This is a genomic window from Streptomyces sp. NPDC091371 (assembly GCF_040684275.1).
Classification (GTDB): Bacteria; Actinomycetota; Actinomycetes; order Streptomycetales; family Streptomycetaceae; genus Streptomyces.
Genome location: NZ_JBFBFP010000069.1, coordinates 15,105 through 28,318, shown reverse-complemented (window position 1 = coordinate 28,318; position 13,214 = coordinate 15,105). Strand labels below are relative to the sequence as shown.

Sequence of the window (13,214 nt, the reverse complement as noted above, 5' to 3'; positions counted from 1 at the left end):
TGTCCCCCCACCACCCTCTCCCCTCCCCCCGGCACCCCGTACGGCGCTGCGCGCCGTCGCCTCAAACGCCGGCGGGGCTGGAATATCCAGCCCCGCCGGCGTTTGAGGACCGGGTCCGGGCAGCGCCCGGGGAACGGTGGAAGGGCGGGTAGGGGACCAGCCCCGCGCAGCGGTAACCACCGGCAGACGACGGCGGACCCCAGCCAAGAACCGGTACCCCGCCGGACGGAGTCCGGCGCAGCGGCGCGAAGCCGGGGAGGCGCCCCGGCGCCGAGCCGCGCGAGCGGCGCGTCAGGAAGGGGTGCGGCGGAACATGCGGGTTGCCGTGATCTCGCCGTGGATGGGCTCCGAGTCCGGGGACTGCTGGGGCAGGCCCGGGCGGAGGTGCTCCTCCACGCTGATGTACTTCAGGCCCGCGCGCAGGTCCGCGTCGTTGCGCAGCCGGATCACCAGCGGGAACTCCGCGAGCGCCGTGGTGTCGAACAGGCCCGTCGTGTACAGGAGCTGGACGCCGAGGGCGTCCGAGACGGCCCGCTGGAGCTCCAGCAGGTACGTGGCGTTCGCGCGGCCGATCGGGTTGTCGAGGAACAGCGTGCCCGCGTGCCGGTGCTTGTCGCGGCCGCGGTCGTTGCTGCGCAGCGCCGCCATCGTGCAGTAGAGGGCGATGGCGGCGGTCAGGAGCTGGCCGCCGGAGAAGACGTCGCCCATCTGGCCGACGGGGACGCGTTCGGCGCGCAGGACCGCGTCCGGCTTCAGGATCTCGACCGAGATGCCCTTGGGTTCGAGGGCCGCCTGGACGCCCCGCAGGAGAAGGGACATGCCGTCGCGGCGGCCTTCGCCGAAGGAGGCGGTGCTGTTCTTCTTCACGGCCGCGCGGGTGGCCTCGTCGATGACCTCGCCGAGTCGTTCCGTGAGCGTGGCCTGGTCCGGCTCCTCGAAGCGGATCCGGAGGAACTCCTGGCCCGACCACTCACCGAGCCCTTCCGGGAGCTGGGAGAGGCGCTGGGCGGAGCGGAGGGTGGCCAGGGCCGATTCCACGAGGCCGCGCAGGCGGTCCACGATGCTGTCGCGGTTGCGTTCCAGCTGGGCCAGCTCGTCGGTGAGGACGCGGAGCCGGGGCGCGAAGGCCGCGGCCCAGGCCGCCGCGTGCTCGGGCAGCGCGGAGGCGGGCAGCTCCCGGATCTGCTGGCGCGCGGGGGTGCGTACCTGCTCGTACCGGGTGGCGTTGGCGTGCCGGACCAGGATGTCGCTCGCCTCGCGCACAGCGGCCTCGGCGGCCGAGAGGTCGGCCGCGCAGCCGCGCAGGGAGCGGCGGGCCTCGGTGGCCGACTGGCGGGCCTCCTCCAGGGTGCCGGGGTGCGCGGTCGGCTCCTGGTCGTCGTCGGCGTGGGCGTGGTCGCGCAGGAGGTCGCGCAGCAGGGCTGCCGTCTCGTCGAAGCCCCCGGCGCCGTCCTCGGCGGTGCGGTGGGCGCGCAGCAGGTCCGCGTGGGCGGCCCGGGCGGACTCCACGGCGGCGCTGTGGGCGGCGTGCTGGGCGGTGGCCGTGCGCAGCAGGGCCTGTGCCTGTTCGACGTCCTCGGGGACGAGTTCGTCGGGCAGTTCGGTGTGCGCCCCGCCGTCGGAGGGGGCGTGCCGTTCGGCCTCGCCGCGCAGTCGGCCGAGCTGCTCGCTGGCGGCGGACGCGCGGGACTCCAGCATCTGTACGAGGGACTCGGCGCGGGCCGCCGCGGCCTGCCGGGAGGGGCCGTCGGCGCCGTCGGTGCCTTCGAGGAGCTGGGCGGCGCGGGTGCGGACCTTGTTGGTGAGCCGGTCGAGCTCGGCGAGGGCGGCGCTCTCGTCGCTCTCGGCGCGGGCCTGCTCGGCGCGCAGGTCGGCGCCGACGCCCACCTTCTCGTAGAGCTGCGAGGCGGCCCGGTAGGCCTCCCGGAGGTCGGGGAGGGGGGCCTTGCGGCTGCCGTCGTCCGCGGGGAGCGGGTCGGGGGCACCGGCGATCTCGGCGCGTTCCGCGCGCAGGGCGCGGGCGGTGCGGCGGGCGTCGTCGGCGGCGCGCTGGGCCGCACGGCGGTCCTCGTCGGCGGCGCGGGCCCGGTCCAGGCAGACCTCGGCGCGGGCCTCGGACTCGGCGGCCTCGTCGGCGAGTTCGCGGAGCCGGGCCTGCCAGCCGGCACGCTCGCGCAGCCGGAAGGCGAGGCCCGCGAGGGCGTCGGCGGCGCGGCGGGCGCGCTGGGCGGTGTCCTGGCGCTCGTCGCGGACGCGGGCGGCGTCGGCGGCGGCCTCGTCGGCTTCGGCGCGTACGGTACGGGCCTCCGCAAGTTCGGCGTCGGCCTCCTCGGCGAACGCCCGGGCGGCGGCGGCCTGCTGCGCGAGTTCGGCGAGCCGGCCGGGCGGGCAGCCGGTGCGCCAGGAGGCGAGGCGGGCGGCGAGCTCGCGGTCCCCGCCGAGGCGGGCGGCCAGGTCCCGGATCTCGGTGTCGCGGGCGGTGGCGCGGGTGCGCAGCGCCTGGCGCTCCTCGTCGGCGGCGTGTTCGTCGTGCATGGCCGGGTTGGGCGGGACGAGGAACACCCCGGTGTCGGTGTCGTCGGCGGGCGGTACGGGCGCCAGCAGCGCGGCGGCCGTACCGACGGCGACGGTGGAGCGGGGCAGCAGGGCGGCGCCGGAGAGGACCTCGCGGGCGCGGCTGTGGGTGTCGGGGTCGGTGATGACGACGCCGTCGACGAGCTCGGGGCGGGCCGCGAGGACGGCGGCGTGGTCGGCGGGGTCGACCGACTGGGCGAGGTAGCGCCAGCCGGGAAGCGCGGGGATGCCGTGCTCGCCGAGGTACTCGACGGTGGCGAGGACGTCGGGGCCGGGCGGCAGCAGGCCGCCGTCGCCGAGGGCGCCGAGGATGCGGGCGTCGTCGGCGGCGGCGGTGCGGAGCTCGAACAGGTGGCGTTCGGCGGAGGCGACGCCGTCGGTGAGCAGGCGGTGGAGGTCGGCCGCGTTCCGGTCGAGGTCCTCGGCCGACAGCCGTCCGGCGGTGGCGGGGTCGTGCTGGGCTGCGCCGTTGCCGGTGCCCTGCGGGCTGCCGGGGGTGGTGGCGGCCTGGGCTGCGCTGGGGGCGGTGGCCCGGGCGCCGTTGTGGCCGGTGCCTTCGGCGGAGCCGGGCAGGCCCGTGGCTCCGCCGGGCGCGCGGTGGTCCGTACCGGATCCGGCGTGGCCGTCGGCCGACGGGAGGCCCAGGAGGGCGGCCAGGCGGGGGGAGTCGGCGAGGGAGGCGGCCGCGCGGTGTTCGGCTTCGTGGGCGGCCTCTGCCGCATCGGCCGCGTCCGCCGCGCGGGCGGCGGTGAGTTCGGCGCGGGATTCCGCGGCGGCGGCCTCGCGGGCGGCTTCGGCGGCGGCCCTGGCCGCCTCGCGGGACTCGTCCCAGGCGGCCACGGCGGTCTTCTCGGCGTCGGCGGCCGCGAGGGCCGCACGCGCCGGGTCGGCGTCGGGGGCCGAGTCGTCGAGCCAGCCCGCGCGGACGGCTTCGGCGGTCTCCTGCTCGACTTCGCCCAGCCGCGAGCGGAGGTGTTCGGCCTCGCTGCGGGCCCGCTGCGCGGCCGTGGCGGCGGCGGTGGCGTCGCGGTGGGCGGCCTCGCCGACGGCCTGGAGCTCGGCGGACCGCTCCTCCTGCTCGTTCGCGGCGTGCTCGCCCTGCTCGGCGGCGGTGTGCAGGGCGCGTACGAGCTCGGCGGCGGCCGTGGCGCGGGCGGCCAGCGCCGGGGCGGCGTCCCGTTCGGCTTCCAGGATCGCTGCGGCGACCCGGGCGGAGCGGTCGGCGGCGGCGCGGTGGCGCAGCACGCTCTCGGCGGCCTGCCACGCGGAGTGCAGCGTACGGGCGTCGAGGAGCTCGCGGCGCTGGGCGGCGGCGGCCTTGTCGGCGACGGTGAGGGCCAGCGAGGCGTGCCGGTAGGCGAGTTCGGCGGAGACGGCGGCGCTGCGGGAGCGGGCGGACTCGGCGGCGGTGACCTCGTGGGCGGCGCCGGTGACGCGCTGGGCGAGTTCGGCGGCCCGGCCGCGTTCCTCGGCGGCGCGGGCGGACAGCCGGCGGGCGAGGGTGCGCGTACGGCGTTCGGCACCGGCGTGGACGTCGCGCAGCCGGGAGCGGGTCTCGGCGGCCTCGACGATGCGGGTGAGCAGGTCCACCGAGCCCGCGGTGAAGTCCCGTTCGGCCATCAGCTCGGCGCGGCGGCCCAGCTTGTTGCCGAAGCCGTGGACGAGGTCGGCGAGGCCGTCGGTGTCGCGGGTGTCGGTGACGGCGCGCAGCAGGAGGTCGGTGAAGTCGGAGTCCTTCTTGACCGCGAAGAGGCCGGCGGCCTCGCCCTCGTCGGCGTTCATCTCACGCTGGTAGCGGAAGAGTTCGGGGTCGAGGCCGAGCTCGGTGAGGTGCTCGTTCCAGCGGTCGTGGATCTCCTCCCAGGAGACCTCCAGGTGCGGGTACGCCTTGCCGGCCTCGGTGAGGGCGTCGCGGAAGCCCTTCATGGTGCGGCGGCGGCCCTGGGCGCCGGAGGCGCCTTCTACGGGCGGGCGTACGGCGGTGGCCTCGGCGACGGGCAGGTTGTCCAGGCTGAGGCCGGGGCCGGGGCGGAAGGAGTACCAGGCCTCGGCGAACTTGCGGGGGTCGTTGGAGACCTGGCGGCCGCGCCATTCGCTGACCTTGCCGACGACCACGCACTCGCCGGTCAGGGTGTGCTGCCACTCCAGGGCGACGTGGCCGCAGTCGTCGGCGAGCAGGAACTTGCGCAGCACGCCGGAGCTGGCGCCGCCGAGGGTGTTGCGGTGGCCGGGGAGCATGACCGAGAAGATCAGCTTGAGCAGGACCGACTTGCCGCCGCCGTTCTCCAGGAACAGCACGCCGGCGGGCGCGGGCCGGCGCGGCGGGCCGGTGGGCTCGTCCTCGAAGAACTCCGCCTGCGTCGGCGCCGGGTGGGGCACCGGCTCGCCGACTCCGCGCAGGTCGAGCACGGTGTCGGCGTAGCGCGCGCCGGCGGGCCCGATGGAGTAGAGGCGGATCCGGGACAGCTCGTACATGGCGGCGGACTCTCGTGGTGTCTTGGTACGGACGTACGGAGGTACGGAGGGCGGTGGCGCGGTGGCGCGGTGGCTCAGGCGTGGAACGGCAGGCCGGCGTCGGCCACCAGGTCCAGGTCGTCGCCCTCGGGCGGCGGCAGGAGGGTGGCGGACCCGTCGCTGACGGGGACCACGCCGAGTTCCAGGAGCTCGGCCATGGCCGCGCTGCCCGCCATGTCGCGGACCTGGAGCTGGTAGCGGGGGGTGGTGCGGTAGGTGCCGCCGGCCTCGTCGCCGGTGCGCTGGAGGAAGCCGGAGTCGGTGAGGAAGGCGGCGGCCTTGCCGACGATGCCGGTGGTGGAGCCGGCGAGGCGGCGGGCGTCCTTGGTGGCGCCGGTCGCGCTGCGGCGGGCGTAGACGCGCCAGGCGGCCTCCAGGCCGGGGGCGTCGGAGGCGGGGTCGGTGTTCTCGCCGAGCTCCTCGGCGCGCTCCTCCAGGCGTCGGCAGGTCTGCCGGACGAAGGCGTCGACGCCATTGACGGTGATGCGGCCGATGTAGCCGTCGTCGGCGAGGTCCTCGGGGCGGGGGAAGGCGAGCGCGGCGACGGCGAGGTGGGCGAGGCCGTGCAGGAAGCGGTCGGCGGAGTCGGCGGTGGTGCGGCGGGCGTAGTCGCCCATGCGGACGGCGAAGACGGAGTCCTCGCCCGCGGCGACGGCCATGCCGGCGCGGGTGGACACCTCCAGGACGACGAGGCCGAGGCCGGTGGCGACGGCATCGGCGAGGCGGCCGAAGGCGGTGTCCTCGCGGTAGCGGCGCAGGAGTTCGGCGTACTCGGCGTCGCGGGCGGGCAGCAGCTTGGGCTGCAGGCCGAAGGCGACGAGGCGGGCCGCGTCGGCGGCGTCCGCCGGGGTCACCGGGGCGGGCGTTGCGGGTGCGGACGCGGGCGCGGGCGCGACGGGAGCCGACGGCGCGTCGGGCTCGCTCCACGCGGTGTGCTCGGCGTGGTGGTCGCTCACTGGTACGTCTCCTCGGCGGTACGGGTGGTGATGGTGGTGCGGGTGATGCGCCGTGCGGGCTCCGCCCTGGTCACCGGTGCGGTACGGATCCGCGCGGGCGGGGCGGCGGCGAGAGGGTTCTGTCCCCCACCCCGCCCCTTCCCGAAAGCGGGGGCAAGCCCCCGCGCCCCCGGCCGGGCCGGCCCCTGTGCGGCGGCGGCCGCCAGGGCCTGGCGGTACGGTGCGCGCGCGGCCGGCGGCCGGGCGGCGGACGGGGCGGAGGTGGTCATGCTGCCTCCGTGCGGGCTGCCGCCATGCCGGCGGCGTCCAGGAGGGCCGTGCCGACGATGAGGTCGGCGCCGCCGAACTCCGGGTCGTCGAGCTGGGTGCCGTCGTCCACCGCGAAGAGGAGCCGCTCCTCGCCCTGGCGGTACGCCGTGCCGACGGCCGGGCTCGCCGCGTGGACCGCCAGCAGGGCCACCAGGTACGGCAGGTCCGGGTCGCCGCGGCGGGCCTCGGCGAGGAGCCCGGACAGGCGGCGCGGCGCGTCGTGCGGGAGGTCCAGGAGGCGGGTCGCGGCGGCGAGCTGCTCCTCGCTGAAGCGGCTGTCGTCCGGCGTGGCGATGAGGTCGGGCTCGGGCATCTCGACGCCGAGGTGCTCCCGCTCGACCGGCGGGGTGAGGAGGATGTCGACCAGGTCGCCGACGCGCACGGAGACGGGGGTGCGCAGGCCCGCGCCGGAGGCGAAGAAGGCGTCGGTGACCCGGCGGGCCCGGGCGACCGGCAGCGGCAGGATCGGGGCGACGAGCTGCCCGTACAGGTCGATGCCGGAGCGCGGCGCGCGCGCCGCGAAGGCCTGGCGGTCCTGCTCGGCGCGGAACAGCGGGCCGGCGTCCAGCAGCCGGGACTGGAGCTGGGTGTGCCGGCGGATGCAGTCCCGGACGATGTCGACGAGCTCGGCGGCGCGCCGCTTGTTGTCGGGCTCCTCCGCTTCGTCGCGCGCCTTGCGGATGTTGGTGAGGATCGCGTTCTCGTGCCGGTAGCGGTCGGCGACGTGGTCGAGGGCCTCTTCGATCATGTCGGGCACGGACTCGAGCCAGTCCACCGCCCGGACGTTGCGCCGCGTCGCGTCCAGCGTGCGGCGCAGCGTCTCCGCGTACTGCACGGTCCGGTACCGGGCCTGTTCGGCGGCGAGTTGGGCGTCCGCCAGCCGGCCCCGGCTGATCAGCACCTCCAGCTTCACCTCGGCCGCGATCTGCGCGCTGGTGACGTCGGTGTCGAGGGCGCCGACGAGCACGTTGACGGCCTCGTCGGTCGTGCGCAGGTAGACCGCGCCGCCGTGGCCGGGGACCTCTTCGATCAGCTTGAAGTCGTAGTCACGGCGGACGTAGACCCCGTCCGGGCCGAAGGTGCCGTAGATCGCGCGGAAGCCGCGGTCCACGCTGCCGACGTTGATCAGGTTCTCCAGCACCCAGCGGGCCACCCGCTCGTGCTCGGCGGCCGGGCGGGCCGGGGCCTGGGCGGCGACGCGGGGCAGCAGCCGGGCCACTATCTGCTCGTGGTCGGCGCCCGTGTCGAAGTCCATGTTCAGGGTGACCAGGTCGATCGCGGACAGCGCCACTTCCGCCATCGCGTAGACCCCGTACTCGCCGGCCAGATTGGCCTTGCGTACGTCGAGGTCGTGCAGCGGGGCGGTGCAGGCGAGGGCGCGCAGCCGCCGGGCCAGGCCCTCGTCGGCGGCCGGGCCCGGCGCCGGGGACGGAAGGGTCTTCGCCGGGGCAGGGAGAGTCACGGACAAAGACTAGGCGCTGACCCTGACAACATCCCAAACGCGAGGGTTCGGCCGGATCGTTCTGATCGTTCGAATCGTTGGGATCGTCCGGGGCTGCGCCCGGGGCCGCCTGTTCTACCCTCGGCGCATGGCTTCCATGATCGCACCCGCTCCCGTGATCGACCTCAACGCCGATCTCGGCGAGGGCTTCGGACGTTGGACGCTCACGGACGACGAGGCCCTGCTGTCCGTCGTCACGAGCGCCAACGTCGCCTGCGGCTTCCACGCCGGGGACCCGTCCATCATGCGCCGGGTCTGCGAGCTGGCCGCCGCCCGGGGCGTACGGATCGGCGCCCAGGTGTCCTACCGCGACCTGGCGGGCTTCGGCCGGCGCTCCATGGACGTGCCGGCCGGCGAGCTCGCCGACGAGGTGGCCTACCAGATCGGCGCCCTGGAGGTGTTCGCCCGGGCGGCCGGCTCCCGGGTGTCGTACGTCAAACCGCACGGTGCGCTGTACAACCGCACCGTGCACGACGCCGACCAGGCGGCCGCCGTGGTCGCCGGGGTCCGGCTCGCGGCCGGGGCGGGGGCCACCGGGGGCCTGCCGGTGCTGGGGCTGCCCGGGTCGCTGCTGCTCGCCGCCGCCGAGGCGGCCGGGCTGGCCGCCGTGCCGGAGGCCTTCGCCGACCGCGCCTACACGCCGGCCGGGACGCTGGTGCCGCGGGGCGAGCCGGGGGCGGTGCTGCACGATCCGGAGGCGGTGGTGGTGCGGGCGGTACGGATGGCGGCCGAGGGCACGGCACTGGCGTCCGACGGCTCCCTGGTGCCCGTGGCGGCGCGCTCGCTGTGCCTGCACGGGGACACCCCCGGGGCGGCCGGGCTGGCCCGCCGGGTCCGGGAGGCGCTGGGCGGGGCCGGGGTGCGGGTGGAGGCCTTCGCGTGAGCGGCATGCGGAGCCTGGTGGTGGGCGGCGAGGCGCTGCTGATCGAACTGGACTCGGCGGCGGAGGTCGCCGCCCTCCACGCCGAGCTGCTGCGCCGCCGGGACGCGGGCGAGCTGGGCCCCGTACGGGACCTGGTGCCGGCGGCCCGGACCGTACTGCTGGACGGCGTACGGGATCCGGCCGCGCTCGGCGCCCGGATCGCGCGGTGGGAGGTGCCGCCGCTCGGGCCGTCGCAGGGGCCCCTGGTCGCGGTGGAGGTGCGCTACGACGGGCCGGACCTGGCGGACGTGGCCCGGCTGTGGGGGGTGGACCCCGGGGAGGTGCCCCGCATCCTCGGGGCCACCGAGTTCCGGGTGGCCTTCTGTGGGTTCGCCCCCGGCTTCGGCTACCTGACCGGCCTGCCGGAGCGGTTCCACCTGCCCCGGCGCGATACGCCCCGGCCCTCCGTCCCCGCGGGCTCGCTGGCGCTGGCCGGGGAGTACGCGGGGGTGTACCCGCGCTCCTCCCCCGGCGGCTGGCAGCTGATCGGCTCCACGGACGCGGTGCTCTGGGACCCGGACCGGGAGCCGGCCGCCCTGTTCGCGCCGGGGGTACGGGTCCGGTTCACGGAGGCATCCGGATGAGCGGCCTGCTGGTGGTACGGCCGGGGGCGCTGACCACGGTCCAGGACCGGGGCCGCCCGGGCCGCGCGCACCTGGGGGTCCCCCGCTCGGGCGCCCTGGACACGGCCGCGTACGCGCTGGCCAACCGGCTGCTCGGCAACCCGCCGGACGCGGCGGCGCTGGAGACCACCCTGGACGGGGTCGCCCTGCGGGCGCTGGCCGCCACCACCGTGGCGGTCACGGGCGCGCCGTGTTCCGTACGGGTCTCCGGGCGCCCGGTGGCCTGGGGAGCGCCGGTGAGGCTGTCGCCCGGGGCGGAGCTGGAGGTGGGCCGGGCCGAATCCGGGCTGCGCAGCTACGTCGCGGTGCGGGGCGGGTTCGCCGTCTCCCCGGTCCTGGGCAGCCGCTCCACGGACCTGCTGTCGGGCCTGGGCCCGCCCGTCCTGGCGGCGGGGACCCTGCTGCCGGTGGGCGCCGCGGGCCCGGACCCGGCGGCCGGCGCGGACGCCTGCGGGCTGCCGGGGGCCCCGTCGGAGCTGCTGCTCCCGCTCCGGCTGGGGCCGCGGGCGGACTGGTTCACCGAGGCCTCGCTCGCCGGGCTGTGGCGTGCGGTGTTCCGGGTGTCGGCGATGTCCAACCGCATCGGCCTGCGCACGGAGGCGGGTTCCCCGCTGGTCCGCGCCCGGGCCGGCGAGCTGCCGAGCGAGGGGATGGTGCTGGGGGCGGTGCAGGTCCCGCCGGACGGCCTGCCGGTGGTGTTCCTGGCCGACCACCCGGTGACGGGCGGCTACCCGGTGGTGGGCGTGGTCCCGCCGGGCCCGGCCCTGGACTCGGCGGCGCAGGCGCGGCCGGGGGTGGCGGTGCGCTTCGTCCGCAGCCGGTGAACGCATGGGGGGCGGCCCCGATGAAACGTTTCGCGCGGCCGGTGCCAAGTACGGGTGAACGGGGCCGCAGGGGTCCCGCAGACAGGGGAGGAACCGGGTGCGCAACCCACCACGGGAGGCCGGGCCACCGGCTCTCACCACGCCCGAGGGGTTCGGCAGGTTCTACGAGGAGCACATCGACGCCGTGCTCGGCTTCGTCACCCGCCGGGTCGCCGACCCGCACCTGGCGGCGGACCTGACGGCGGACGTCTTCCTCGCGGCGATGGGCTCGGCGGCCGGCTACCGGGCCGACAAGGGCTCGTCGGTCGCCTGGCTGTTCGGCATCGCCCGCAACGTGCTGGCGTCCCACGCCCGGGGCCGGGTCCGCGAGAACGGCGCCCTGGCCCGGCTCAGCGGCCGCCGGCTGCTGGACGACGAGGACGTGGCCGCGCTGGAGGACCGGATCGACGCCCAGCGGGCCTTCCGGGAGCTGGCCGAACGCCACGAGGCCCTCTCCGAGCCGCTGCGTGCGGCCCTCGACCTGGTCGCGGTCGACGGCCTCACCCCGGCGGAGGCCGCCCAGGCGCTGGGAGTCACCCAGGCCACGGTCCGCGTCCGCCTGCACCGGGCCCGGCGTGCCCTGCGCGCCGCCGCCTCGCCCCGCCCCGTTCCGGAACCGCAGCTGGAGGTAGTCCGATGAGCAGCAGGCCCCGCGCGTTCGAGGAACGTCTGAAGTCCGAGCTGATGGCCGTCGCCGAGGGGCGGTCCGAGGTGCGGGTCCCGGCCCCCGCCGTGGTGCGGAAGCCTGCGGCCCGGCGCTACCGGATGCCGCTCGCGCTCGGCGCGGTGGCGGCGGCGGTGGCGGGGATGGTGGCGCTGCCGGTGCTCGGCGAGGACGGCGGCACGTCGCCGGCGTACGCCGTGTCCCGCAACGACGACGGCACGATCTCGGTGCACGTCTTCCACCCGGACGGCGTGGACGGGACGGTCCGCGAGCTGCGGGAGCTGGGGATCACGGTGGCGGTCGCGCCGCGCAGGCCGTCGGAGCAGTGCCCTTCGACCGTCGCGTACCCGCAGGGGCTCACGCCCGGGGAGGGCGGCGGCGAGTTCGCCGGCGCCCGGGACTCCAGCGCGCAATACATGATCACCCCGGAGACGGTGCCGCCCGGCCACACGCTGGTGCTGAGCACGCCGATGGACGCCTCCGACACCCACCCGATCGGCTTCGGGGCCGTCGAGTCCTCGAAGGTGCCGTCCTGCGTGCCCGTCTACGCGGATCCGGCCAGGGCCCCGAAGCGGACCATGAGCCCGAAGGAGGCCAAGGACTGGGACGAGCTGATGCGGCTGGCCCGTGAGGAGGATGCCCGGGCGGGCACCGCTCCGCCGGCGAGCCCGTCCCCGAGCGCCCCGCGCAAGCGGTAGCCCGCATCGCAGCGCGCCCCCGGTCCGTCGTCGGACCGGGGGCGCGCTGTGTTCGTGGGCGGCGGTGGGGCGGTGGCCCTACACGGCGGATTCCGGAGCGATCCGGTCCCGCACGGCGGACTGGACGTCCTCTTCCTCCGCCGGGTCCGCGGCCAGGCGGCGCAGGCGGGGGGCCACGCGGGCGTCGGCGGTCTCGGCGTGGCGGGCGGCCACCTCGCGGGTGGTCTCCTCGCAGTCCCACAGGCATTCGACGGCGAATCCCGCCGCGAAGGTGGGGTCCGTGCTGGCCAGGGCCTGGGCGGCGCGGCCGCGGAGGTGGGAGGAGGAGGTCTCCCGGTAGACGTGGCGCAGTACGGGCGCCGCGCAGCCGATCGCGAGCCGGCCGGCGCCGTCCACCAGGGCGAACAGCCGCTGGGTGTCGGGGCCCGAGCCGCGGACGGTGGAACGGAGCGCGCCCAGGACGAGCTTGGCGTCCTCGGCTCCGCCGCGGGCGGCCAGGATGGCTCCGGCGGCCGCTCCGAGGGCGTCGGGGCGGTGGACCCAGCGCCGGGCCCGCTCGACGGCCTCGGGGCCGCACATGCGCTCGTAGGCGGCCACGGCGGGCTCGTCGGCGGCGGCTTCGATGAGGTCCAGTACGGCCGGGTTGTCCGGTTCGGCGAGGACCAGGTGGTGCAGGGCGGTGGCGCGGGCGGCCTCGCCGTTGGCTCCGGCGGCGGCCGCGAGGACGGCGGGCCGGTCCTCGGGCTGGGCCACGGCGGCCAGGCAGCGGGCCGCGGGCACGTGCAGCGGGGTGCCGCGGCGCAGGCCGTCGGCGGCCCAGTCGAAGACCGCCTGGACCCCCCAGTCCGGGCGGGGCCCGCTCGGGGTCAGCTGGCGCTGCCAGCGGTCGAAGGAGCCCTGCTGGCGGGCGGCGCGCAAGCGCTCGCCGTACAGCGGTGACTCCTCCCACAGGCACCACGGCCGGGGCTCGTAGGCGTCGCGCACGGCGGCGGCCAGCCGCGCCTCGCCGTCCGCCGTGGCGGGGAAGCGGGCGAGGACGGACGCGCCGAGGGAGCGCAGCCCCTCGTCGTCGTCGCGCAGGGCGAGCTCGTCGAGGGCCCAGGCCCAGTTCGCGCCGGAGGCGGCGTAGCGCCGCAGCAGCATGAGCGCGTCGTCGCGGCCGTACGAGGCCAGGTGGCCCAGGACGGACAGGGCGAGGCCGGTCCGGTGGTCCTCCTCGTCGACGAGGTCGTCGACGCCGAAGAGGTGGCTCTCGATCTCGCCGAGGGGGCCGGCGAGGTCCAGGTAGAGCCTGGCGTAGTACAGGGAGCGGTTCTCGACCTGCCAGTCCTGGCGCGGATCGCGGAGCACGCATTGGTTGAGGGCCGCGAGGGCCTCGCCCCTGGGTGCCGCGAGTGCGTGCAGCGTGCCGTCACCGCGGCCGCGCTGGAGGAGCCCGAGCAGGGTACCGCTCGGTGCTATGACTGGTTCGAACATGGGAATGGCCTCAAATCAAGCTGGGGACGCAACCGGGAATCGGGATTCACAGGGCCGCGTAACAGCATGTGAGGGCGTTCGCCGTCGTGTTCCGCTCGATGTAGACCATTGCCT

At 76.7% G+C, this 13,214-nt stretch carries 10 protein-coding genes; 5 read left to right on the top strand and 5 right to left on the bottom strand.

Annotated elements, in window-relative coordinates; all coding sequences use genetic code 11:
- Positions 1-291: 291 nt before the first annotated feature.
- The 4 genes from AB0O21_RS37915 to AB0O21_RS37900 all read right to left on the bottom strand — a co-directional run bounded on the left by AB0O21_RS37915 (position 292) and on the right by AB0O21_RS37900 (position 7,815).
- Entirely contained in the window at positions 292-5,049 is a 4,758-nt protein-coding gene (locus tag AB0O21_RS37915) for a hypothetical protein (RefSeq protein WP_365179716.1), read from the bottom strand.
- 74 nt (positions 5,050-5,123) lie between these two features.
- Positions 5,124-6,044, bottom strand: coding sequence for a hypothetical protein (locus tag AB0O21_RS37910; protein WP_365179713.1), 921 nt, complete (start codon positions 6,042-6,044; stop codon positions 5,124-5,126).
- Positions 6,041-6,313, bottom strand: a complete 273-nt coding sequence (locus tag AB0O21_RS37905; RefSeq protein ID WP_365179710.1) for a hypothetical protein — start codon at positions 6,311-6,313, stop codon at positions 6,041-6,043. The genes AB0O21_RS37910 and AB0O21_RS37905 overlap by 4 nt, the downstream gene beginning before the upstream one ends.
- Complete coding sequence (locus AB0O21_RS37900; RefSeq protein WP_365179708.1) at positions 6,310-7,815, bottom strand: hypothetical protein; 1,506 nt, start codon at positions 7,813-7,815, stop codon at positions 6,310-6,312. Before AB0O21_RS37900 ends, AB0O21_RS37905 begins: the two co-directional genes overlap by 4 nt.
- A gap of 127 nt (positions 7,816-7,942) precedes the next feature.
- Between AB0O21_RS37900 and AB0O21_RS37895 the strand changes: the two genes are divergently transcribed.
- The 5 genes from AB0O21_RS37895 to AB0O21_RS37875 all read left to right on the top strand — a co-directional run bounded on the left by AB0O21_RS37895 (position 7,943) and on the right by AB0O21_RS37875 (position 11,624).
- Complete coding sequence (locus AB0O21_RS37895) at positions 7,943-8,737, top strand: 5-oxoprolinase subunit PxpA (protein WP_365179705.1); 795 nt, start codon at positions 7,943-7,945, stop codon at positions 8,735-8,737.
- A 5-nt stretch (positions 8,738-8,742) separates the two neighbouring features.
- Positions 8,743-9,360 (top strand): allophanate hydrolase subunit 1, encoded by a 618-nt coding sequence (locus AB0O21_RS37890; RefSeq protein ID WP_365179719.1) that lies wholly within the window; start codon positions 8,743-8,745, stop codon positions 9,358-9,360.
- Positions 9,357-10,223, top strand: a complete 867-nt coding sequence (locus AB0O21_RS37885) for a biotin-dependent carboxyltransferase family protein (protein ID WP_365179702.1) — start codon at positions 9,357-9,359, stop codon at positions 10,221-10,223. The genes AB0O21_RS37890 and AB0O21_RS37885 overlap by 4 nt, the downstream gene beginning before the upstream one ends.
- Positions 10,224-10,320: 97 nt before the next feature.
- Positions 10,321-10,902, top strand: a complete 582-nt coding sequence (locus tag AB0O21_RS37880; protein ID WP_365179699.1) for an RNA polymerase sigma factor — start codon at positions 10,321-10,323, stop codon at positions 10,900-10,902.
- Complete coding sequence (locus tag AB0O21_RS37875) at positions 10,899-11,624, top strand: hypothetical protein (protein ID WP_365179697.1); 726 nt, start codon at positions 10,899-10,901, stop codon at positions 11,622-11,624. The genes AB0O21_RS37880 and AB0O21_RS37875 overlap by 4 nt, the downstream gene beginning before the upstream one ends.
- A 78-nt stretch (positions 11,625-11,702) precedes the next feature.
- Here AB0O21_RS37875 and AB0O21_RS37870 read toward each other — a convergent pair whose 3' ends face one another.
- A complete protein-coding gene (locus AB0O21_RS37870) occupies positions 11,703-13,100 on the bottom strand; it encodes a HEAT repeat domain-containing protein (RefSeq protein WP_365179694.1) in 1,398 nt (465 codons plus the stop codon).
- Positions 13,101-13,214 lie beyond the last annotated feature (114 nt).

What these genes read in the sequence shown, in the direction of transcription:
- AB0O21_RS37875 (WP_365179697.1), top strand. Translation starts at nt 10,899, where the DNA reads ATGAGCAGCAGGCCCCGCGCGTTCGAGGAACGTCTGAAGTCCGAGCTG.
- AB0O21_RS37915 (WP_365179716.1), bottom strand. Translation starts at nt 5,049, where the DNA reads ATGTACGAGCTGTCCCGGATCCGCCTCTACTCCATCGGGCCCGCCGGC.
- AB0O21_RS37895 (WP_365179705.1), top strand. Translation starts at nt 7,943, where the DNA reads ATGGCTTCCATGATCGCACCCGCTCCCGTGATCGACCTCAACGCCGAT.
- AB0O21_RS37890 (WP_365179719.1), top strand. Translation starts at nt 8,743, where the DNA reads ATGCGGAGCCTGGTGGTGGGCGGCGAGGCGCTGCTGATCGAACTGGAC.
- AB0O21_RS37905 (WP_365179710.1), bottom strand. Translation starts at nt 6,313, where the DNA reads ATGACCACCTCCGCCCCGTCCGCCGCCCGGCCGCCGGCCGCGCGCGCA.
- AB0O21_RS37870 (WP_365179694.1), bottom strand. Translation starts at nt 13,100, where the DNA reads ATGTTCGAACCAGTCATAGCACCGAGCGGTACCCTGCTCGGGCTCCTC.
- AB0O21_RS37885 (WP_365179702.1), top strand. Translation starts at nt 9,357, where the DNA reads ATGAGCGGCCTGCTGGTGGTACGGCCGGGGGCGCTGACCACGGTCCAG.